Genomic DNA, 23,624 nt, shown 5'->3' with positions numbered 1-23,624 from the left:
CGGATCGCCCGGGCCAGCTTATCAGCGAAGGAGCGACTCAAAGCCAGTTTGCGATATAGCGGCAGAAAAGCCCTCGTCATCGCCTGATTTACCCGGGTCTCGAACTTGAATTGCACCGTTCCCGGCGGAATCGTTACACCATTCGAATAGCCCAACTTGCAAAATTCAAAAGAGATAAAGTAACCAATCGCATTCGTCCCCAGCCCCTGCTTGCCTAAGACAGGTGATACCTTGCGCAGCAGCTTAATCATCGCATCGAGATCAGCCGCGACGATCGCTCTGCTCCAGGCTGCGGCATATTTTCGATTACAGGCAATCGCTTTGTAGAAAGGCAGCATCTGCCGCGCAATCCGCTGCAGTATCGTTCCCGTCGGGGCGAGAGCGGTGTGCCGCTGCTTACCTCTATGCTTCCCCATATCATCATCCCCTTATAGCAGTTATTCCAAATGTTCTTATGGCGCTTCTAGACTGTTATAGTGTATGGAAATGACCTATAGAAGGGACTGGGCTTTTTCCTCTCATTGTGGAGAGACTTCCTGATTATCCCGGGACTGGACAACGACCTGGTTGGATTGCTATGCTATTTCAAGTATTCATTCCGGAAAAAGAAGGAGAACGGACATCATGCCGATCAATAGACGCCTCACCACCGATCGAGATTTCCAGGATGCGCTGGACCGTCAGCTGCGGATTCGTGTATTTCACAATAGCCATATGGTGGAGAGCGGGGCGACCATCATCCGCTTCACAGAGGACAAGATTATTACCCAATCCAGCGTCAGCGATTTAACGTATCATTCACGTCTGGAATGTGAGTTTTTTGAATTGAAGAAGTCATAACGGTAGGCACAGCGATTTTCTCTATGTAAAAATCAGGCGTCCAGGTAAGGAAACTCCTCTCCCGGATCGCCTGATGGTAGGGTACTAGCTTAATATTTTGATGATAAGTTAAATTAATCTATAGCCGGGAGGAAGATTGCCGCTGCTGCGGATATTCCGAATTTGCTGCAAAGTCAGACGCTGGTTAGTGGAGATAATCGATTCCACATCATTGCCGTTGATCAGATCATCCAGATCAGCAAGGCTGCGGTTGCCGCGGATGACGCGGAAGTTGCCTCTGAACCGCGTTCTGGTGAACAGCACCAGCGTAGCATTGCTGCTCGTAGAGAAGAAGCGCAGGCTCTCGATTCCATCAAGGATATTATCCGTATTACGGATTCCTAAATTCCCTGTGTAAACCCGCCTCGCTCCCCGGAAGTTCTCTTCGCTGTAAACTGTTAATCTCGGATAAGTTTGCGATACATGTACTTGTTTTTTCATATTGATGCTCCCTTCTCTTTTGCTAATCTATCCTATTAAGAGAAAGAAGCATTGGTATAAGCCAATCACCGTTAATTGAAAAATGATATAAACGAATCAAGGGAAATGTCTTGAGGATTAAGCAGCCTTCTCCTGCCGCGCTTGATCCACCTGATCGGACGGTGCGTCCTTCCCATAGCGGATAAAGATCGCCACACCGCATAATATAACGAATCCAGCTCCTAGCTGGAGGGAACCAAGGCTCTCTTTAAGCAATAACCAGGCCAGTAACGATGCGAAGACCGGCTCACCTAATACCGCCATAGATACAGCCGCCGCGCTAATGTACTTCATCAGCCAGTTAAACAGATAATGACCGAATAAGGTCGGCACTACAGCAAGCAACAGGAAGATTCCCCATTCTCTCGGTGCATACCCGGTAAAAGGAATATGAAGTACCAAGTTGTACCCGGCCAGGAACGTTGCAGCGATCGCAAACACCCAGAAATTATAAACATAGGCGCTAAGGCTTGAGAGTAAATGCTTGCCTAACAGCATATGTGCTGCTACCGCCACTGTCCCAAGCAGAGACAGAATATCTCCACGAATCGCCGCCTGTGATAGCTGGAAATCTCCAAAGCCGATAGCAATCGAGCCGATAAGAGCGAGACTGAGACCGATCAGCATAGCCCGATTGATCCGAGCGCCGAACAGAAAGAACGACCCGAACATCACAATAATCGGTTCCAAAGTTAATATTACCGTCGAGCTTGCTACGGTCGTGAACTGCAGCGAGCCCATCCACAACAAAAAATGCAGCCCCAGCATGAGTCCCGACGAAATTATCATGAGCCATTGTCTGGAGGTCAACTGAAGCATTTCTTTGCGATACTTCCATAGCAGGGGAAGCATGAGCAGATTCGTAAGATATAATCTGTACATCGCAATAATAGATACTTCTGCGCTGGACCAGCGGACGAATATGGAAGAGAATGATATGGCTATAATGCCGATAATATAAAGAATTTCATATGACACAGATGATTTAGCTCTGGAATGCATTTTAATAGTCCCTCGATCCAAAAAATATGTATAGTTAACACGCTAACATCACATTACTGTGATCCATCCACCTTACCTAACTCATGCTATGATGCCCCACCAGATTTTGATGGCAGTCGCGGCAATCAGTACAGCTAATCCCACTCGAAGAGATGTCACGTTCAAAAGACGGCTGACCCGAGTACCCATTGGAGCGCCAAGAACGCTGCCCAGCACGGCAAAGATGGTCGGCAGTAGCGGAATACCTCCGCCGATGAGCTTGCCTGACACACCGCCGATCGCCGATATAAATACAATGGCCAGCGAAGACGCCACCGTAACACGGGTGGGAATCTTCAAGATGGTCAGCATGATGGGGATTAAGATGAACGAGCCACCCGCTCCAACGATCCCGGATAAGATTCCTACCAAGAGAGCCGCAACCGAAGCCGTAGCAGGGTTATAGGAAATCTCTTGAAGCTCCACCGCTTCCCGACTTCCCCGGTTTGGAACCATCATCATAATAACTGCAATTACTGCCAATACTCCGTATATGATATTGATCGTTTCGCTAGGCAAATACTTGGAGCTAATACTGCCTGCCAAGCTACCGATCAGGATACTGACCCCCATATTGCTTATTAGCCCTTTGTGCATCAATGATTCTGCGGTCTTGCTATGCTTCTTGTAGGCCAAGACACCGGCCAAGGACGAGAAGAAAACTTGAAACATACTGATTCCCGACACTTCTTTCGGAGTAAAGTTGCCTACCTGAAGCAAATCAGGAACGTACAACAGCAGCGGATAATTAATTATCGCCCCTCCGATACCCAGCAATCCGGAAAAAAAAGCCCCGATCAGGCCAATCAAGAACATAATGAAATATCCTGCTGTATCCACGTATGTATGCCTCCTAAGCTGCTCATCTCATTTTGCGCGAATCATATACGAATGAATCAAGATGGGTTACAATAAATAAAACCAAGTAATTCAATATGAAAAATATAGAGGGAGGATTGACATGCTGAGCAAACTCAAATCTTTATTTCAGGACCGCTGTCCGGATTGTAATGAGAAGCTTCATGTCGAATCAGATTCCCATCGCTGTATCAAGAGCTGCCCCCATCAGCATTATACCGAAGAGACCTACCACCACCTGAATATTCGCATCGTATATCGCCGTTAAGTCTGGATAACCGTCCTAATCATACCTTCTCTCATTTATTATGTACAGATGCTTCGTATGGCTGGCTACGCGCATGTAAGCCCGTTTATTTTTTCTCTACTGCAAACGGTGTATACTGGCTTTATTCAATATTACTTGAAGGCGGTGTTTTGTATTATGAGCATTATAGTAAGCAAGGCCTGGGTGTTGGCACGGATGTACGAGCCCGACGTAACGATTGTCGATTGCCGCTTTGAAATGGGGCAGCCCGATGCTGGACGTAAAGCTTATGAAGAGGAGCATATTCCCGGCGCGGTCTATCTCGATCTCGAACAAGACCTCTCCTCCCCGATCCGCGAGCATGGCGGCCGCCATCCACTTCCCGATCCGGAGCAGTTGAGCCAGACATTGGCTAAGCTCGGTATAACACCTGAAACGCGGGTGATCGTCTATGACGATCAAGGCGGAATGAATGCCTCCCGATTATGGTGGCTGCTGAGTTATTTAGGGCATGAGCAGGCCCATGTTATGAACGAAGGCTTCACAGCATGGAAAAACGCCAATTATCCGGTGACCGCCGACCAACCCATCCGTGTGCCTGCAAGCTATACATATAGCCTGCGTCCCGAAATGCTTGCCAGCATGGATGAAGTGCGCAGCGCATCCAGTAATAGCGAGATAATTGTCATTGATTCACGTGATCCTCGCCGCTATCAAGGGTTAGAGGAAACGATGGATAAAGCTGCTGGGCATATTCCTGGAGCGAAGAATAAGTTCTGGAAGCTACTCGTGGAACAGGATGGCAAATGGATACCTTCCGACCGGCTTGCAGAGCACTACAAGGATTTTCCCGCCGACCAAGAGATCATCGTATACTGCGGTTCAGGCGTCTCCGCTTGTCCGAATTTCATCGGCCTGAAGGAAGCCGGCTATGAGAAAATTAAACTATATGCGGGAAGCTGGAGCGACTGGATCTCGTATCCCGAGAATCCGATTGCGACGGGAGAAGAGTAGGGAGCGAGAGCCAGCACGCGATTGGACGCGAGCTTGGGGTTGTGACAATCACTTGTATATGCGCTAGCGCATATGTTGAAATCGAAAGTTCTACGAACACTAAGCCTATACAATTGGCTTGGATGGGTTCCATGGGCTCCACCTCCTACAAAGTTTCCGAAGGAAACTTACTTCGAAAGCATATGCTCGAAGGGAAACTACGCCCACCCAAGGTTCAATTATACAACCGTATCTTAAAGTTTATCGGGCATGCGATCAAGTGTCCTGTTTCTTCAACCCCTATTCTCGTATAACTTCAAGTTATATCACGTCCTACTGAACAAACCCCAGAGAAGATATCTACACAGAATAGAATGTCGCTACGAAAAGGCATGAATCACGGCGACGCGGCCCAATCACGGTGAAGCAACTTCTTTGTGCACAAAACGTTGCGAAGCGATTTTTTGCTCCGACTATACTTGAACTAAAGAGGAGGGAATAAGATGGAGTGGTTGGAGCGAATGAACAGGGCGATAGACTACATTGAGGAGAACCTAACCGGGGAGATTGAGCTTAGCGAGGCGGCTCGCATGGCCTGCTGTTCATCGTACCATTTCCAGCGAATGTTCTCATTCATTACGGACGTGACGCTGGCGGAGTATATTCGGCGGAGACGGTTGACACTTGCTGCGCTGGAGCTACAGCATAGGGGAGTAGCGAAGGTAATCGATGTTGCGCTTAAATACGGTTACGACTCTCCGGTCTCTTTCGCGCGTGCGTTTCATGCATTACACGGGATCACTCCGGCCATGGCTCGTCAAGACGGAATTGTGCTAAAAGCCTACCCCCGTCTGTCCTTCCTTATCACGATCAAAGGGGCAGATGCAATGAATTATCGGATTGAGACGAAGGAACGTTTTGAGGTATTCGGAATTGAAGGTATTTTTCGCACCGACGGAGGTGGAGAGGCACTTCAAACGCCGGCCAAGCTTTGGGAGCAGAGCCATGCAAACGGCGAAGTGAAGCAACTTGAAGCACGTGCGGGCGTTTTGCCAACTTTCGTGAGCCAAGATCTATACCCTGTGAATGCGGTTTGCAGCTACAGGAAGACTGGACCGGATACGTTTCCTTACATGCTGTGCGCATTTAAGGAAGAAAACAGCAACACAGACGGATACACCACGGTAACGATTCCCGCATATACGTGGGCGATCTTTCCGTCAGAGCCACATCAATGGGAGCAGTTTGGAGAGACGATCGAAACGCTTTACCGTCGCTTTTACACCGAATGGCTCCCTACGGCTGGCTACGAGCAGGTAGACGGGGTAGAGTTCGAAATGAACGGGACAAAAGACGGCCTCAACTATATCGAACTCTGGTTTGCGGTTCGCAAAATATAACTGGCTCGTAGGAGAAATCCAAAGGGGGTTGCATCAGGCTGTCGAGACTTTCTCGGCAGCTAACTTGTCTTTAACGTTCAATCTTGACTGATATGCCCCCATCCGTCCACACCCGAGCCCATCCCCCTCTGAATATTCCCCCTATACCGAAAGTCGTGAGCACCCGTGCTGTTCTCTATGCAACTCGCCGATATATGATAGAATAATCATTGGTTAAGATACGAATTAGAGAAAGGGCGACATAGATTGGCACAATTATTTTTCAAATATGGGGCAATGAACAGCGGCAAATCGATTGAAATCTTGAAGGTGGCGCACAATTACGAGGAACAGAACAAACCCGTGCTTATTTTCACTCCTGCTGTGGATGACCGGGATGAGGTCGGCTTCGTTTCCTCCCGGATCGGGCTGCGCCGCCCGGCTATACCGATGAACAAGGATACGGACGTATTCGAGATTGTAAAAAACCATACCCCACGGCTTTACTGTGTACTGGTGGATGAGTGCCAATTCCTAGGTGAGTCCAGCATTAAGCAATTCGTTCGGATCGTCGACGAGCTGGACATTCCCGTAATGGCGTTCGGGCTGAAGAATGATTTCCAGAATCAGCTCTTCGAGGGGAGCCGCCTCCTGTTGATCTATGCGGATAAGATCGAGGAAATGAAGACGATCTGCTGGTTCTGTGCGCGCAAAGCAACGATGAATTTGCGGGTAGAGAACGGCAAACCCGTCTATACTGGGGAGCAAATTCAAATCGGCGGTAACGATACCTACTATCCAGTATGCCGCAAATGCCATGCAAACCCACCGCTTTAGAACTCTAACGAAGCTACAGATCGCTATTGTCCCCAAATTAGCAGCAAATCAAATCTAACGAAACTCCATATCGTTATTTCAGAGGATTTCGGTGTTATAACCACTTATGTAAACTAATAACGATACCCCGTTTCGTTAAAATTCTCAGCAGCCGTTTTGAGCACAATTAGCGATACCAGGTTTCGTTAGAAATAAAGAAGAGGCCAGCTTATGCTTATGAGCCAGCCTCTTCTTTATTTTAATCCATCTCGTAAATTGTCCCTACCTTCAGTCCGTACAGCTCATTATAGATCTTCTCCGCATAAGCGTCTGTCATGCCAGCGATATAATCGATGATCATATGCTCCCAGGTCCATATCGGCTTCTCCCTCGCCTGATCGCGATCAAAACGGCGCAGCCAGTCGCCAGGGATAATCGATTTGGATGTCTCGGGATCGACAAAAGCATCCCATAGCCGCTTAATAACCCAAGCACTGCGCTTCTGCAGCCGTTGCACCCGTAAGTCGCGGATCATGGTCACCCAAGCAAAGCTTTTCAACACGCTCACCGTCCGCAGCATATCCTCATCCTCCAGACCTTCCTTCACGAACGTTACTTTCTGCCAGTTACCGTCAGGAACTACACCAAGGCTGGACACGAACAGGCTGACCCAATACGCCTTGACTTCGCGACGTGTCCGGGAATACTCATGATTACAAATCGGCATTTTCTCATTCCAGACGCGTAAGAATGAATTCAGCACCTCTTCTACCTTGACCAGAATCTGATCTGGCGTCCAACCGTCCCAGAAGGAATCCTCCAATGTCATGACTTTCTCGACGATCAGCCGCTGAATATGCGAATCCTTGAGAAAAGGCTCATGCACCTCAATTTTACCCGCTTTAATGCCATCCTCGAGATCATGTGCTGAATAAGCGATATCATCGCATAAATCCATCAATTGTGCCTCGAACGTTTTTTTCCCTTCCGGAATGCCCCAACGGTCGCGGATGTAGGAGATATATTCCCACTCATGCAGATAGAGGCCTTTTTTATTAACAGTGCCGGGGTAAGGATATTTGTTCGTCCCGAGCAGCACGGCGTCTGACAAGTTAAGGCCGTCGATATTTTCCCGTTTCTCCAGGAACATCATCAGCCGAAAATTATGGGCGTTGCCTTCAAAATGCTCATACTTCTGCCGGATAGCAACCCGAACCCGTTGTACTTCATCAGGTGTTGGGTCGGTATTCTTCAAAGCCTGCTCTATCTTCTCTTCCACCAGCTTCTCCAAAATATGATCCAGCACCTCTTCGCCTTTATGGCCAAATGGAGGATGTCCAAAATCATGGCAGATGGCCGCACACTCAACGACCTCCGGATCGATGATCAATCCGGGATGGTCTGCGCGTTCCACAGCAACATCCGGATAGGATCGCAGCAAGCTCCGCGCCGCTTCTCTGGCGATTTGCGCCACCTCCAGCGAATGCGTCAGCCGCGTCCGGTAATAATCACCGGTCCCCGCCCCGAATACCTGCGACTTGCCCTGCAATCGGCGGAAGGTCGGCGAATGAATCAACCGCGAATAATCGCGTTCAAAGGTCGCGCGACTATTTTCTTGCCCGATATTGTCCGGGTACTGCCGGTGTTCCCTCAATTCCTGGATATTCATAAAACTCGCCCCCATATTTCTTTCCCTTTTTATGTTATTGTAGCCACCATAGGGCGAAACTTAAAGCGACAATTTAAAACAGTTGCCATAAGCCCAATTATTCAATAGAGGATTGCATGGATATCCGAATGTATAAAGAAGGTGAAATGGGGGTCTATTATGGTAAAATAACGTCAGAAAGACCGAGTGCTGGTAACACTCGGCCTGTACAATTAGCTTGGATGGGGTATCCCTTCAAGTTAAAGGACGTTAGAAACCCACCTTCGGCGTGCAACCTTGGGGTGGGTTTTTACTTTTTCTTGTAGTTATTCGCGTTGCCTCATATCCTGTAATCCCAGTACGATCAAGCGTTCTATTCGGCAAGTGGAGAACAGGAATTTTCAATTATACTCAAAAGTTTTGAAGTTCTCCTCGTTCATTTTGTTACCATGGAAGGACTTGTCCTTCTACGAAATCAATTTCACGGTTATGTAGGTTCATATAACTATAGGATACAACTCTAAGGAAACTACAGAACGCTAATTACTCAAAAACAAGCCCGGATCGAATCTAACGAAACTCCATAGCGCTATTTGAGAGAATTCAGGCTTCAAGCACTCTTATGTAAACCAATAACGTTACCCTGTTTCGTTACAATTTTCAGAGGCCCTTTTGGGCGCGAATAGCGATACCAGGTTTCGTTAGAATCTATCTACACCCCAGGTTTCGCCAAAGCCTGCAATTATGCAGGAATTTCGCAACTGTTCCGACCCGTGGTGAACAACTCCGTAAGGATAATGCCGTTATTTTCACCATATCGACCTGATCCTTGAACAAGGGGGCAAAAGGCTGCATATTTGCAGCACTGCCCCCTCACTCAATTATTACTCCTTCCCAGCAAACAGCGATGTCGCAAACTTCACTTCGGAATATTCGCTGCTCGGCCCTTCAAGCAAGCTCCCACCCTCACCCTTCAAGTACTTGTTAAAGAAATCGAGCGTATATGCGTTCACTAGAGCCGCAGATCGAGCAGGGCTGATGGTCCCTATGAGCTGGAATTGGCGCAAAAATGGAGTAATGAACTGCAGATCGGCAAAATTATAATGCTCCGTATTCTCGATATACAAAACTTGACCTCCATGCTGAGCCACATATACAAGATGCTCCACTTGGGTTTCAACCTCAGTTAGAGCCTCCTCGAACCCTTCTCTTGTCGCCCCCATTTCCGCCAGTTCCTCATCGGTATAGATATAATGTTCCCTCACTTTATTGTAGAGGTCGAAGGTGCGTTCCGAGAACATGAACATAAACGGCTTCGTTAATGGAGCCTGATCATAACGATAGAGCGCTCCGTCCAGATCGATCCCCGCCATAATCCTCGGATCATTAGCCGCATCATAGGAAGCGGCTCCGCCAAAGGAATGACCAAATACACCCACACGCTTCAGATCCATTCGCCCCTCCAACCCACTAGGAATGAGCCCGGCATTCATCTGTTCAAGCTGGTCTAGAGTAAAAGTGACATCATCCGTCCACATTTTTCCTACATTATCCCGATACGGCTTGTCTCCAACCTGTTCATCATCGGTTCTCATCGTCGTCGTGCGCCCATCTGGAAATACAGTGGCAAATGTGCTGTAAGTATGGTCAATCGAGGCCACGATATAACCGTGACTTGCCATATTTTCGGCCTGTGAAGTCTGGTAAATCTTCGATGAGCCGAAGCCATGATTCAGAAGAACTAACGGGTAAGAAGAATTGGAGCTCGCCACCTCGGCCCCCTCATAGGAATGGGTCTGAATATATTTCAGATAATTCATGAAAATCCGCGGAATCCCCATCGTCTGAGACATCGGTTCCTCTTTAAGCACTCTAGTGCTCTCGGGGATAAAAGGCAGCGGTCTGCCCGTTGTATTTTGCGCCGGATACCATACCTGAACCATCAGCTCTCTCTGTACCCCTGGCTGCTCTCCGAACTGTTCTTTCCTTCCGTAATCAATAAAATGAAAGGTCTGCGTACCTACCTTAAAGCTGCCTGTCGGCTCTGGTAATGGAAATACCGGGAACGCATACATAAGAGCCGCCGTGAGAACCAACAACAAAGTGGCTATGCTGGTAAGTGGCACGGATAAATAGCGCGGTACCCTGCGGGCCTCTTCTTTCCGAAGCAATCGATACAGCGAAATACTAAATATAATGACAATAAGACAATAAGGAAATAGCAGCTGTACTCTATAGCCCTCCACTACCAAGTGAATAATGAGCAGTACCATATCCGACACGCTAGCCAAAAATAACGTCCTACAATGGATGCTCTTAGAGAACATCATCACTAGTAAAACCACACTGGATAAAAGAAGAAGCACCTCAAAAATTCTCATCTCGAACTCTCCTATTTGGCTGTAATATTTTATTCGGCACCATCTTATCCTGTGGTCATGAACGGATCATGAACCCAATATGAACTGAATATGAACAGAGGAAAATAAAAAGCCTCCGCCAACGGAAAATTCCGTACCGGAGACTTTGCTAGCCATTATCTCCCGGCCGGCAAGATAACTTTAATCGTAGTTCCCTCGTCAGGAGAGCTATGGGCGACGAAGATCTGCCCTTCATGCAGTTCAATGATCTTACGTGCGATGGCAAGCCCTAGTCCGCTGCCTTTGCTGACACGATTGCGAGACTGATCTGCCTTGTAAAATCTCTCGAACACATAGTTAATCTGCTCCGGGGAAATACCTATTCCTGTATCAGCAATCATCACTTCAATCTCGTTGGTGGTCAAACGCAGCTCGATACCTACTCTGCCCCCCTCGGGCGTGAACTTGATAGCATTGCTGAGCAGATTGATCCATACCTGATTTAATTGATCCGCATCGGCAACAATTTGAACTGCCGGCAATTCAAGCTCGATGACGATTCGCTTACCAGACCATTGCGGCTCCAGAGAGACGATAACTTGGCGGATTTGCTCATCAAGCGCATAAGTAGTCGGTGCGAACGGATGATGGTCTGAATCCAGGGAAGCTAGCTGGAGCAGGTTATCGCTAAGCCGGGAGAGCCGCTTGCTCTCCTCCGCTATAATGCCGAGATATCTCGTCTGATGCTCGCTGGATACGACACCATCGCGCAGCGCTTGGGCAAATCCGGTGATCGAGGTCAGTGGTGATTGAATCTCATGGGACACATTAGACACGAAATCCTGACGCATTTGCTCAATCTGTTTTAACTCTTTTGACATATGATCGAAGCTCTGTGCCAATACACCTAACTCGTCCCTGCGGTTCAAGTTCAGCTCAACATCGAAGTCACCGCGGGCCATTCGTTCCGTGGCATCAGTCATTCTACGGATGGGCTTGACCATAAATCGGGAAGCAATCAGGAATATAAAACCACCTATACAAAACATAATTAGCAGGAAGGTGACCAGAATGCGCGCCAAGGGGAAGCTACTGTTATCTGCTGGCTTTACGAATAAGGCGTAGGATTCGCCACTCCGCTCAAAGGGGCGTCCCACGATCTTCGCTCCACGATCTGTAAATACCACCGTCTCCCCGTTCAATACACGTCTGGACTCTTCAGATGGTACGGCAATCCCATGATCAGCATATGGAGAATTAAGAACCAGGATATCACCGCTCTGGTCAATGATGCGGATCGAATAGTTGCGCAGAGCACGGGCATGATTACGAAGTGAATCCAGGCTCTGGTCTGAAGCTTGGGCATAGCTCTCAACCAGATCACTGGAGACCGCCAAGACCTCCTCCTCGATTTCCTTCTCTAGCCGCGTCTGAAAGATCGTCCAGGTCGCTACAAAAGCGATGCTCAACCCGGCAATAACCGCAAGTAGGAAGGTCAGAACGACACGAGTGTATAATGAGCGGATCATCCGTTCACCTCAAGTCGATAACCAAGGCCACGTACGGTCTCGATTCGAAACACATCAGCATCTTCCCCGAACCGTTCACGCAATCTTTTAATATGGACATCTACCGTCCGCTCATCGCCTTCATAATTGAACCCCCAGATTTGCTCGATCAATTGATCCCTTGTGAAAATTTGCCCGGGGAAGCTGGCCAGCTTATACAATAGCTCAAACTCCTTCAACGGCAGAGTGAACGACTCATCGCCGCGGAATACTTTATAAGCCTGACGGTTCAGTTGCAGCTTACCAAGTTGAACGGTCTGCGCAGATGTAATTCGGTAACGCTTCAGCAACGCCTTGACCCGCATGACTAGCTCCAGCGTATCGAACGGTTTCGTCATATAATCATCGGTTCCAAGCCGGAATCCTTTTACTTTATGAGCAGGTTCACCTTTGGCGGAGATCATCAGCAGTGGCAAATCAGGGTACTTCGCACGCAGCGTGCTGCATAGCTCCCAGCCGTCCATCCCGGGCATCATTATATCGAGAATGACGAGATCCGCCTGTACATTCTTCACCGCTGCCAGTGCTGCCACGCCATCTTCTGCTTCCGTCACTTCAAACCCTTCATTCTGCAAATAAACGCCGATCAACTCGCGAATATGCGCATCATCATCCGCTATGACAATATGAGCCATTCCTCTCCCTCTCCTCTTCTTCTAGGTAGCCCTATTATAACGTGGCCGCCTAAAATATGGATAGGAATCTGAATGATTTCATGAGACGATAGGGTGGTAGTCCAGGTACTCCATTATGCGCTGGCATTTTTTTGGGGGGAAGGGGTGGAAGGAATATAGATGCATATATACCACTATCTGCCCGGTTTATACCCTCAACGGGGAATATAACTGCAGTTATACAACTATTTGGGGGATTCCCCCCTCGATCCGGGCCAAAGTCAGATAATAGTTGTATATTCGCATCTATTGCCAGACTACAGGCTGATTTCCCTCGGAATAGTTGTATTTCTGCAACTAAGCGGAATATCTAAATTAAGGAGGGGGGATTGCACGAGAAAAAGCCTACAGATCACAGCACGGCCCACAAAACAAACAGGGTTGCCCCCACCGCAGATTTCTAAAGCCTGCGGCAGAACAACCCCCACAATGTTCATCGATGATTCCTCACATTCACATGGACCTGTTCTGCCCGGAACACCCACAGGCGGCTTCCGGCAAAGTTCAGCACGACCCCAAGAAGCGTAACTGCCCCTTTGCTCATCCATAGCGAGATGCCGAGATGCTCATGCATGAGCAGCATACAGACGGAGGTTACGCCTAGCGTGACCAGGTTCAGCAGGACAAAGCGCAGCAGTCCCTTCGCAAGCGGACCCTGCTGCTTGAATGTCCACTTCCTATTCATCAGGAAGCTGTTCAGCACCCCGCAGCCGTAAGCGATGATCTGCGCTGCAAGCCAGGGCAGCTGCCACCAGGTTAATAGTGTAAACACCCCGATGTCTACGCCGGTGTTCACGATCCCTACAAGCCCAAAGATGATAAAGGAACGCAGCGAATCAGATAGCATATTAGACTTCATAGGGACCTCACCTTCTATCTATTATATCTATACGTCATACTCCATCTTCTGACGAGCCTTCGCGATGAAATCGAGCGGAGTCTCAACCTCTTCAGTATACTGAACCGCCCCGACCGTCAGCTTCATATCCAGCTTATACTTGTTAGAGAACTCGATATTGTTGAATGATTCTACCTTCTCCTTCAGACGCTGTACAACGACCTTGGCTCCGTCCTCATCCGTGAACAGCAGCAGCCCCCAGGTAGGATGATCCGCATTAAGCATATACAGAGAGTCATTCATGCGGATACTCGTCTCGCTTAGCCGCGAAATATCATAGATCATATCCGTGATCTGGGCTTCACTGACCATCCGGCTCAATTCATCCCAATGCTTGACCGTCATTACCAGCAGTGTTAACGGGATCTGATAACGATTGGACAGCGCCATGAATATTGTCGCATCGCTCTGGAAGGAGCGCGTATTCTTCAGATTCGTGCGTTCATCAAGAGTAGCCAGTGAAGCGTTCTTGGCCTGAAGCAGCTCCTTCTCCTGCTGAAGACGCCGATTGGCATTCGTCAGCAGAGCGATAACCACCGTCAGAACAGGCGTCATCACCAGCCAATAGTAATGATAGCTCTGCAGCGGCTCGCCGACAATAAGCGTCTGGTAAATCGTATAAGTACCGTATCCGAAGATGAACACAATATTCAGGATCAACCCGACAGTAATGTTGGTGAAGTAAGTCAATACCGCGATCAGGAACGACATATTCAACAAGATCATGTTGATCAGATAACGATCCGGATCTCCTGCCGTGAACACGACATGAATGAAGCATACTACAAACAGCAGCAGAAAAGCCGCATCCGACAATAAACTGCTCTGATAGCGTTTCATCATTCTTCCCTCGCTCTCTTTCTGTACTTACGAAGCAGAAGAACAAGCGATACAGCTACCAGGATGAAGGTCAGTCCCAGCACGACAATGAAGGCCATGACATCCCCTCGCTCCGCAATCTGAGTGGCCAGGCTATTCTCCTCTAGCTCAGCTTGCTTCTTGAAACGGAAGGGCTTGATATTTCCATCTGCATCGGTCACTACGCCATCTCCGTAGATCTTCCATTTTCCACTGTCCGTGGCCAACAAGCCAGAGGCCAAATAATCATATTTGGAGCTTGCACCAGTCACCGCGAGCCAGCCATAGCCTGGCGCATATGGGGATTCCATCAACTGCAGCGTCCCGATCCGCTTGCCGTAGTCCTCCTCGATGCTCATCTTCTCATTGGATTGAATTCCGCCACCGTCCGGGCCGTATTGGAAGAATAGCTTGTCGTTATTCTTTTGCAGCCAAGCATTCGCTTGGTAGGAGCCGATAGAAATAAGATTATGCTGCTGCAGTTCCGAATCAGCGGGAAGCTCTCCACCTGTATAGAAAGTTACTTCGCCTGTATTAGCTTCCGCATACTTGCCCAGCAGATGGAACAGATTGCCGAGTGCGAGATAGCTATAAGAATCCATCTTCGCTGGCAGCAGCACAGCGACCTTATTGAAGCTTGCATCCCTCAGGAATGGATTCGGATAATTATTGAACAGTAAGTCCAAGCCATCCTTCGTGTTCAATTGAAGCAGAGAATCCTTCGTAATGAAAGCCCATGGCATCTGATCCTGGAGATCGATACAACCTGCGCTGATTAGCTCCAGATCAAAAGCTACAGTAACCGTGAAATTACCCGAAACCTCCAGGTTCTTCGGAATCGTCAGCGTAAGCTGATCCTGATTCGACGCTTCCCTCGTCAGCTTCTTGCTGCCAATCGGTGTATCGTTAATCAGAACCGTCACAAGAGAACGATCAAAATCGAGATTATCCGAATAGCGGAAATCAAGACTCAGCTTGCTCGAATCGGCAATGAAGCGGTTCGCTGGCAGCGACACAAAATAGCTCTGCTCCTGATGCATCAATCCCGTCAGCTTGTCCCCTCTCTCCGTGAGCGTTACATTGCGGCTGACATTGATCTCCGGCGTGTCCACATTCGTGCCCGCATCGACCCATTTCTCCGCACCGTCCAGTTGCTCCATCATAGTCTGATTGCCAATTAAACGGCCAGCCTTCTTCAGCATGAGAGGATCGTCCGACGTGACAATCAGAGCCGTCTGCTCGCCTGTATTCACTACGCGGATCAGCGCTTTATCCTTGACACTAACCTGTCCTAGCGCCTGCTTCCATTTGTCAGGCAGATGGTTATACAAGGAGACAATAACGACATTCTCCCGCCCATTAAATGTTGAATCATCCATAGGCAGCATCGGAATGGTTTCCTCTCCCGAGTGATTGCCCTTGGCAAAACCGGAAAGCGCGTATACTGCGGCTTCAAGCTCTGCCGGTTCGCTGCCGGCTGGAACGCCTAAGGCGCTAAGCTTCTCTTTTAACGAATCCAGGCCCACAAACTGCTGATTAAAATTTCGGATGCTAGCCCCGATATCTTGCTTCGAATAATTGACCGTAGCATAAGAGGTCTTGTACAGCTCAAGCCAATTGTCCCGCTTCTCCGCGGTTAGACAGACCCCTTCTAGCTTATTGGTTAAAATATAACCTTCAATCGAGAGCGTATTCCCGCCTCGAACCAGTAAATCTTTAGGAACTGACACCGTTAAGGTCTGTCTTTTCTGGTCATCCACTACAGGACGGAATGAATAGAACTTGGTGCCGTTCATTTTGAGAGTCACACTGGACTCTTCCCTTCTTGTCAGCTGGGTCGCCTGATAATCCAAGTTAAGCGTAAGCGTGCTGACATTCCAGTATTCCTCAAGCTGGATATACATGTTGCGAGCTGCGGTTACCCCTGATAGCGAGATGTTGGACGAAGTGATCGGCGCTTCGTAGGTATAGCGGCTGCCATTTGCACTTGGAGCAGGCTCAGCATATACCTGACCACAGGAAATGACGAATATCAAACAGCATAGAATACCGGAGATCATGGATCTTGTATTCACGTTTCTCCCCCTTGTCTTAATAACGTTCGGTTTTGTACCACTTAACTTCTCTTTTAAATATCAAATCCTTGAAGTAGTTATATAGACCATTAGCGGCTACAATCATCCATAATTGGCAGTAGGAAATGTACATCAGCATGATGATCCACAGATTGGATAATCTCATCTCCCCTTTTTCCGTAATGATCGTAATGAAGGTCCCCGTCACGAATAAAATGATAGCGAGCAGCCATAAGAACGAGCTGAGCCCGGCGATCGTCGTATGGACAAGCCCAAGCGCATATAGAATAAGCAGCGAGTCCGACATAATAAGCGAAGTCAGCAATAAGAAATAAATAGATAAAAAATAGATCAGATCAAAATGAATCCGTTTCGCCGATCGGTCGAACAATAGCGGTAAATTTTTGACGATAACATAAATGTTCCCTTTAGCCCATCTGGTTCGCTGCTTGAACCACACCCTCAGCGTCTGGGGCTCTTGCTCCCACGTTACCGACTTGGGTTGAAACTTGATGCGGTAGCCCATCAAATAAATGCGGAAGCTGATCTCTGTATCCTCGGCAATCGCTTTGACATCCCAGCCCCCGATATGCTCTATAATCTCCCGGCGCATGATGAAGTTCGTGCCCGGAATGGTGCACAGCTTGAAGAGCTTCCATCTCCCCGCCTGAGCCATCCATTGGAAGGACAGCGTCTCGATATTAATAAATCGGGTCAGCAGGCTGGCGTTACGGTTACGAGTACGGAATTTGCCTATCACCGCTCCAAGCGTAGGATCATGGGTAATTTCCGCGACCAGATAGCGCAGCGCCGTCTTCTCCGGCGTATTGTCGGCATCATAGATCGCGATATATTCTCCTCTGCTCTGCTTGAAGCCAATATTGAGGGCATTGGACTTGCCTTTTCCGCCCGTAACACTATCCGTGTTAATTACGATCAAATTCCGTCCCTTATGCTTGGCCTGCAGCTTGGCCAGTAGCTCGCTGCTATTATCACTCGAATTATCATTAATGACGATAATCTCATAACGATCATGCGGGTAATCCAACGCTAGCAGAGCTTCTACCGTCTGGGTAATGACCTTGCCTTCGTTATGAGCAGGAACCATCAGCGTAACGAAGGGGGCATCCTCCGGCAGCGGTGGCACCTCACGCTTCTCATTCTCCATGTAATACAGATAGCCGGCAATAATCAGCACGACATTTACGAGAAGCAGCGACCATATACAGATGACAGCGATCAGCATCAAGATGTCTACAACAGTCATAGCTGCCTCCTTACTTGTAAAATTTCCGTTTATACATACGATATCCAATAATCAGAAAACCGGAAAATACAAACAAAGTAATCAGAATAATGATGATAAATATTTTGTTCTGCACCGTAAACCAGGTTTCAAAGCTCTTCTTCTCCTGCTGCTTATATTCATAATCAGAGCTCGTCTCCACATGGCTGGCCTGAGTCCCTAGACTAACTCCATTCAGCACAAGCAGGCCGCGCTCCGATGTTAGCTCATTGTTCGCCGTTTTTACTCGGTGATCCCCTTTTTTGTAATCCTCAAACCTAATCCAGCTATCCTTCAGCCCCTGCATCAAATGGTCAAGCTCAGAATCATCGTGTACAAAATCTAAGGTAAATGCCGTATCCATCGGAAGCGATTCGAACAGATGCCTATCCAAAAGATAACGCTGTATGAACAACGGATCTACACTGTAGACGGAGGAAGAGAAGGCTTCGGAGCGATTTCGCTTCGCTTTGTAAATCTGGCGTGTATCCGGGAAGAGCACAACCGAGTCAAAAAAAGCCATCCCCTCCGCAGAAAAATAATCATCATAGGTCCAGAACATATCGGCTCCCATGCCAAGTGGCACGACACCTTCCGCGGCCAGAACATCAATAAAATGCTCCATTTGGCGGTATAAGTCACGCCCGTCATCCCGAATCGTGGCCACGAACGGGGCTTCTACCAGCACAGTACCGTGGCGGGATTGCACATACTTCAAACTGTTGATATATCGTTTCATAGCAGGATAATCCGTATTGCTGAATACCGGATGCACGCTTACGATAAATGGAATCCCTGCATCATATAGCTCGTCTGACATTCGCTCCAGTAAACTCAAATCCGAGAATGGATAGATTTCCTTGAACACGAGGTAATTGTGACTGTCCTGCGCCTGCCGCAACCAATCCTTAAGTATGTAAGACAATGCAATTTCACTGAGAGTGTCTTTTTCCATAAAAGGTACATAAGCAAGCGCACCCTGCTGAATCCCGTAAGGATAGCTTACATTCTGAAGCTGCAAAGCCCCGTATTTCCGAACTCCAGGCTGCTCTGAATCAAATACCGTCCTGAGACGGATCGATTTCTCCACGAACGGACCGATGGTCAAATCCGCTATCTTCTCAACCTCTTGAATCTGCAAGCCTAATGATCGAACCAGCTTGTCCCGCGGCATCCCTCCAATGTAGAGAAAGTCACCTTGATAGGACTGCAGGTCCGTTAAATATTCACTGTCTTCCTCAGCAAGGTCGGAGCGGTTATGCACCTCGATCAGCTTGGAATAATTCGCTAGCATCCCCGGCTTATAGGAATCTATCGACTCCGTCGTAACCTGAACCTGAAATGCGGCAAGCAGCCGCTTCAAAGCCTCCACATTACCTTCTTGCCTCGAGCCGATCCCCAAGCTGTCATAGACGATAAGAACCGAATCAAAAGAGGAGGGAGTAGCCGCCTGAACCGATGCTGGATAAATTACACCAGACATTAGCAGCACCAGCAGCCCGATACATATATGAAAATTTCGCCTCAATCGGATCGTTCCTCCTTTCTTTTGATTTTACTGTCATTTCATCATGGTTCATGATCAGCTTCCGGCTTGTTCTGCCACAAATTTCGGCATATGGCATCGGCAACCGCAGCGAATGTCACCAGATCAAAAGCCGCTGTGAATAAAAATTCATGCTTCGCCAAATCCGCATCCCCGGCACCGATAATCGATACGAAGATGCCGGACAGTCCCATAAACATCATCATCAGCATCAAAGGCAGCCGAGTCATGCTCCGTACATGCTTCGCTTTGATAGCAGCGACAAAATGAGGGGCATATAACCCGATAATAACTAACATCCAAATGATGATGAAGCCAAAGGTTTTCGGGGCAAGCGCCCTTTTTAGCTGGCTATATACGGAGAAGAATTTCGTCTGCGCCCCAAAGGGCTTACCCACCGACTTCTCATAGTTGCCCATGGCTGGTGGACGAATCGTAAACGCACTTTTCGCAGCCAGATTCATTATTTTTCCCGCCTGATCCGGGTGAGCCAAGTAATAGCTAAGAATTGATACAAACCCGTAATGATTATAAAAGCTGTCTTCTAAAATCTGAGAGTTCACGTCCACAGTAGTATACGGCTCGTAATGAATAGTGCCTCTAAGAATAGCGTACTGTCGGTTAATCCCGAAGGATTCCAGCGTCTTCTCCGGGTCTTCCGACTGCATCAGTATACCGCGCGTCATGGCATGATATTTGTTCACATTGACAAATTCCTTCGGGATCAGCACATAAGTAGCGATACCTGCAATCATAAGCAGTGCAAGCGAGGAAGCCATCATCAAGCGAAAGCTTCGCTGCTTGCGAACAAAGATCAGAATGATTCCCATTACAGCAATAATGATGCCGACAGGGGCATTTTGCTGTTTACTCGTCGTCAGCAGGAGCCCGCTTATGAAGAAAATAACCATCATCCCGTAATCAGAGTAACGTTTGCGGAATAGAAGCAATCCCGAAGCGAATAAGTAAGTAAGCATAATCCAGACTATACTTTCACCAAAGAACGAGTTGAAGAAAGCCGTGTATGCCGTATCTGCAAATAAAAACACCGCTAAAACTGCCACGATATATCCATACTTGGGCTTCATCCTCCAGGTTAATGCTTCGACGAACAGATAAACCGCTCCAGTATACATTAACGTGAGTAGTACCGCCTGAACCCGGATATCGAACACCTGCTGATTAAATAACTGATTGATCCAGATAGATACACGTATAAGAAGAGCTTGTGAGGAAGTATACATAGATGCATTTTCGTTGAAGTATTGGAAGATTCCGAACTCTTTATTGAAATAGCCGAAATATAAGCTGTCATAGTCAGGAGTATTAAAATATAGCCCATTGCTATACAAAATTCGAAAGTAGTCGCCGTTATCTGCCATCCCGACATATGGCGGTACGAACAATACGAACACCGTAATTAACAGCACCAATGAAGTCGCCAACAGAGATGGAGAAACATATCGGCTGAGGATCTTCATCCAATCACCGAGCTTTTTGAACCAAGGAGCCTTTGCCAATTGACTACACCTGCCTTCATGCCCGCGAATCCCCGGCTCTAATGAGCATAGGCGAGCAACGCCATCAAATTATCAAATGAATATGCTTGCTGTGTCGCAGGGTCTCCAAAACCACCGTATAGCGGGCTGGTCTGATCCTGGACCTGATATTTATCCATTTGTCGGATACTATCCTTATACAAATCCTCGTCCCCGAGTACAGAACCGATCATCGCCGCAATGGCATAAATAGCCGTGGACTGAATCTCGTTCTGCGCCTTGCCTTTTTTATCATATTGGCCGTACAAAGTTCCGCTCTGCACATGTTCCTTCAGGTAAGCGATGCTCTCGGGGCGCTGAATACCCGCTTCAGACAAGGCCAGAATCGTAAGTAGCGATTCAACGGTATTGATCCCCTCCGAATGGTATGAACTCGTATCGTATTCATATCTTGTCTCGTAGAAAGGAAACGCATCGGATAGGTATCCGTTCTGCATAATTGTCTGCATATTGCCGATCAAGTCAGCTTGCTGCTCTGAAGGAATGGGCAATCGTTTCAATGTCGACAGATCAATATAGCATAGTGTCACAAACTTATTGTTGATCTTGTATACCTCATCGTAGAAATCATACATCCGATCCCCCTTGATGTTGAAGTTGGAGAACAGCTTGCCATAGGCGTCAGCCAATTTCGTATAATCCGGAGAGAAGCGCTCTCCCGCCTCATATAAGGCCCTGATGATCCTAAGGTCATCTACTGCTGCGTTGATCGTATATTTCTTGTCCTGCTTGGGACTATACCGGTAGCTAAAGCCTGAGGGCAGTTCAAAAACACGCAGGGCCTGCTCCCATTCCGTCTGAAACGCATCCTCCCGGTTCATTAACACATCATAGCGCAGCATTAAACCAGCGGATTCGCTTAACACCTCATGCCCTGTAGCAACCGTATCCGTCTCACCAGTATCCAGATAATTCGTATATACCCCGTTCGCTCCATACATTTTATCCAGCACAAAACGTTCCGTAAGCTCCCGGTTCGATTTAACCTGCTTATGAAAATCGCCATCAACATCCGCCTCTTTAGCAGCTGTCTGATTGTCTGGCGCCTTATTTCCTTCTGGCTTAGCCGCCTGTTCAGGCGAGAGCGGCGTATTCCCGCAAGCTGTAAGTGCAATACTCCACAGTAAAATAATGCAGAGAACGCTTGTCCCATATTTTCTTACTCCACTGCTCTTGTTCAAGCCTGCACCACAACTTTCTCAATTGTCATTTAGTAACCATCTCCGTAGAATGATAATACTGATAGGATGGATTTGCATGTACTTCTTCATGAGGATAATGGACGGTTTCTCTAACGATATACTGAGGCCGATTCTTGCTCTCGTCATAGATGCGGGCAATATATTGGCCGATGACGCCTAATGACAGCATTTGAACACCACTGAACAAGGTAATAGCCATCATGATCGACGTCCAGCCCCGTTCCACCTCCGGGAGGCCGAGCAGCTTCGCACATAGAGAGTACACAAGGACAATGAAAGCCAGCACAACAGTCAGCATCCCCATCCGGGTAATTAGCTTCAACGGCTTGGATGAGAACGAGAAAATTCCGTCAGAGGCAAAGGCGAGCATCTTGCGCAGCGGATATTTCGTGGTTCCTGCTAACCGCTCACTCCGGTCATATTCCACAAAGGTCTGATTAAATCCGATCCAGCTTATAATCCCGCGAATAAATTTATTTCGTTCCGTTAGACGGTTAAATACATGTACAACCTTGCGATCAATCAGACGGAAATCACCCGTGTCCCTTGGAATATGAGTGTCTGACATCCGTTGCAGGAAGCGGTAGAACAAGGAGGCTGAAGCGAGCTTAAACAGCGTCTCGCCTTTACGGTGCCTGCGCTTACCGTACACCACCTCATAGCCTTCCTCCCACTTCTCCAGCATCTCGAGAATCACTTGTGGAGGGTCCTGCAAATCCGCATCGATGATGACGACACAATCTCCCTTGGACAGATTGATCCCTGCCGTTACCGCCGCCTGATGACCGAAATTCCTGGCAAAATTAATGATCCGTATATGCTCGTCCAGTCTGGCCAATTCATCCAAAATACTCATCGTACGGTCCTTGCTTCCATCGTTTACGAAGACTAGCTCATATGGATAGTTTGAATCGAGCATCACGTCCGTGAGTGCATCATAGCACTGCCGGATGACCTCCTCCTCATTGTAAGCAGGGATTACTACCGATATGCACTTATCGTCCATGTCTCCCACTCCTTTAGTCCGATAACTTCAAATTTTATATGATCCACAAAGCCCCTATAATCATGAAAAAACGACAGAATCTAGCAATAAAATCCGTGATTCTCTATTTCACTTACTTTCTATCTTTTTCAGAGATTTTCATTTTTTTAAACAAAAAGAAATGGTAATTATAAGGAAATAATGAGGTGGTTAACTGTCTGAGGGGCCTTTATGATCACTCTACGTAGTATTATATCAGCTGATTCTGAACAA

The 23,624-nt window shown here is 47.8% G+C and carries 21 protein-coding genes; 5 read left to right on the top strand and 16 right to left on the bottom strand.

The features are described 5' to 3' along the window. Nucleotides 1–416: hypothetical protein (locus BFJ94_RS23245; RefSeq protein ID WP_205571048.1), on the bottom strand; the 416-nt coding region annotated here is incomplete at its 3' end. A 208-nt stretch (nt 417–624) separates the two neighbouring features. Here BFJ94_RS23245 and BFJ94_RS23240 point away from each other — a divergent pair. Further along, nucleotides 625–840 carry a hypothetical protein gene (locus BFJ94_RS23240; RefSeq protein WP_120464771.1) on the top strand — a complete coding sequence of 72 codons (216 nt, stop codon included), beginning with the start codon at nt 625–627 and terminating at the stop codon, nt 838–840. Between the two features lie 108 nt (nt 841–948). Here BFJ94_RS23240 and BFJ94_RS23235 read toward each other — a convergent pair whose 3' ends face one another. From BFJ94_RS23235 to BFJ94_RS23225, 3 genes are all read right to left on the bottom strand, one after another. Beyond that, on the bottom strand, nt 949–1,320 hold the full coding sequence (locus BFJ94_RS23235; RefSeq protein ID WP_120464770.1) for a hypothetical protein: 372 nt from the start codon (nt 1,318–1,320) through the stop codon (nt 949–951). Between the two features lie 117 nt (nt 1,321–1,437). After that, complete coding sequence (locus BFJ94_RS23230; protein WP_120464769.1) at nt 1,438–2,361, bottom strand: DMT family transporter; 924 nt, start codon at nt 2,359–2,361, stop codon at nt 1,438–1,440. Nucleotides 2,362–2,442: 81 nt separating this feature from the next. Further along, nucleotides 2,443–3,240 carry a sulfite exporter TauE/SafE family protein gene (locus tag BFJ94_RS23225; protein WP_438803696.1) on the bottom strand — a complete coding sequence of 266 codons (798 nt, stop codon included), beginning with the start codon at nt 3,238–3,240 and terminating at the stop codon, nt 2,443–2,445. A 121-nt stretch (nt 3,241–3,361) separates the two neighbouring features. Here BFJ94_RS23225 and BFJ94_RS25515 point away from each other — a divergent pair, with 121 nt between their 5' ends. The 4 genes from BFJ94_RS25515 to BFJ94_RS23210 all read left to right on the top strand — a co-directional run bounded on the left by BFJ94_RS25515 (nt 3,362) and on the right by BFJ94_RS23210 (nt 6,714). Further along, nucleotides 3,362–3,526, top strand: a complete 165-nt coding sequence (locus tag BFJ94_RS25515) for a hypothetical protein (protein ID WP_162944384.1) — start codon at nt 3,362–3,364, stop codon at nt 3,524–3,526. Nucleotides 3,527–3,682: 156 nt separating this feature from the next. After that, a complete protein-coding gene (locus BFJ94_RS23220) occupies nt 3,683–4,519 on the top strand; it encodes a sulfurtransferase (protein WP_120464768.1) in 837 nt (278 codons plus the stop codon). 482 nt (nt 4,520–5,001) lie between these two features. After that, complete coding sequence (locus tag BFJ94_RS23215) at nt 5,002–5,898, top strand: AraC family transcriptional regulator (protein ID WP_120464767.1); 897 nt, start codon at nt 5,002–5,004, stop codon at nt 5,896–5,898. A 246-nt stretch (nt 5,899–6,144) separates the two neighbouring features. Continuing rightward, a complete protein-coding gene (locus BFJ94_RS23210) occupies nt 6,145–6,714 on the top strand; it encodes a thymidine kinase (protein ID WP_120464766.1) in 570 nt (189 codons plus the stop codon). Between the two features lie 238 nt (nt 6,715–6,952). On the opposite strand, the gene BFJ94_RS23205 is transcribed toward BFJ94_RS23210, so the two are convergent. The 12 genes from BFJ94_RS23205 to BFJ94_RS23145 all read right to left on the bottom strand — a co-directional run bounded on the left by BFJ94_RS23205 (nt 6,953) and on the right by BFJ94_RS23145 (nt 23,372). Next, entirely contained in the window at nt 6,953–8,362 is a 1,410-nt protein-coding gene (locus BFJ94_RS23205) for a deoxyguanosinetriphosphate triphosphohydrolase family protein (protein ID WP_120464765.1), read from the bottom strand. Between the two features lie 863 nt (nt 8,363–9,225). After that, nucleotides 9,226–10,722, bottom strand: a complete 1,497-nt coding sequence (locus tag BFJ94_RS23195; RefSeq protein ID WP_120464763.1) for an alpha/beta hydrolase family protein — start codon at nt 10,720–10,722, stop codon at nt 9,226–9,228. Nucleotides 10,723–10,877: 155 nt separating this feature from the next. Further along, nucleotides 10,878–12,230, bottom strand: a complete 1,353-nt coding sequence (locus BFJ94_RS23190) for a sensor histidine kinase (RefSeq protein ID WP_120464762.1) — start codon at nt 12,228–12,230, stop codon at nt 10,878–10,880. Beyond that, entirely contained in the window at nt 12,227–12,904 is a 678-nt protein-coding gene (locus BFJ94_RS23185; RefSeq protein WP_120464761.1) for a response regulator transcription factor, read from the bottom strand. The genes BFJ94_RS23190 and BFJ94_RS23185 overlap by 4 nt, the downstream gene beginning before the upstream one ends. A gap of 472 nt (nt 12,905–13,376) precedes the next feature. After that, the gene (locus tag BFJ94_RS23180) at nt 13,377–13,802 is read right to left on the bottom strand and encodes a GtrA family protein (protein WP_120464760.1); all 426 of its coding nucleotides are present in this window, start codon (nt 13,800–13,802) and stop codon (nt 13,377–13,379) included. A gap of 27 nt (nt 13,803–13,829) precedes the next feature. Continuing rightward, nucleotides 13,830–14,684 (bottom strand): GGDEF domain-containing protein, encoded by an 855-nt coding sequence (locus BFJ94_RS23175; RefSeq protein ID WP_229717053.1) that lies wholly within the window; start codon nt 14,682–14,684, stop codon nt 13,830–13,832. After that, on the bottom strand, nt 14,681–16,774 hold the full coding sequence (locus tag BFJ94_RS23170) for a cellulose biosynthesis cyclic di-GMP-binding regulatory protein BcsB (RefSeq protein WP_120464759.1): 2,094 nt from the start codon (nt 16,772–16,774) through the stop codon (nt 14,681–14,683). The genes BFJ94_RS23175 and BFJ94_RS23170 overlap by 4 nt, the downstream gene beginning before the upstream one ends. Nucleotides 16,775–16,790: 16 nt before the next feature. Beyond that, a complete protein-coding gene (locus tag BFJ94_RS23165) occupies nt 16,791–18,041 on the bottom strand; it encodes a glycosyltransferase family 2 protein (RefSeq protein ID WP_120464758.1) in 1,251 nt (416 codons plus the stop codon). Between the two features lie 10 nt (nt 18,042–18,051). Then, entirely contained in the window at nt 18,052–19,587 is a 1,536-nt protein-coding gene (locus tag BFJ94_RS23160; RefSeq protein WP_120464757.1) for a hypothetical protein, read from the bottom strand. A 41-nt stretch (nt 19,588–19,628) separates the two neighbouring features. After that, complete coding sequence (gene wsfD / locus BFJ94_RS23155) at nt 19,629–21,125, bottom strand: glycan biosynthesis hexose transferase WsfD (RefSeq protein ID WP_188831451.1); 1,497 nt, start codon at nt 21,123–21,125, stop codon at nt 19,629–19,631. Nucleotides 21,126–21,163: 38 nt separating this feature from the next. Next, nucleotides 21,164–22,345 carry a hypothetical protein gene (locus BFJ94_RS23150; RefSeq protein WP_120464756.1) on the bottom strand — a complete coding sequence of 394 codons (1,182 nt, stop codon included), beginning with the start codon at nt 22,343–22,345 and terminating at the stop codon, nt 21,164–21,166. A 25-nt stretch (nt 22,346–22,370) separates the two neighbouring features. Beyond that, a complete protein-coding gene (locus tag BFJ94_RS23145) occupies nt 22,371–23,372 on the bottom strand; it encodes a glycosyltransferase family 2 protein (protein WP_120464755.1) in 1,002 nt (333 codons plus the stop codon). Between the last annotated feature and the right edge of the window lie 252 nt (nt 23,373–23,624).

The organism is Paenibacillus aceti, from assembly GCF_003614185.1.
GTDB lineage: Bacteria > Bacillota > Bacilli > Paenibacillales > Paenibacillaceae > Fontibacillus > Fontibacillus aceti.
Note: the sequence above shows the minus strand (reverse complement) of the source record. Positions and strands in the feature narration are given on the sequence as shown.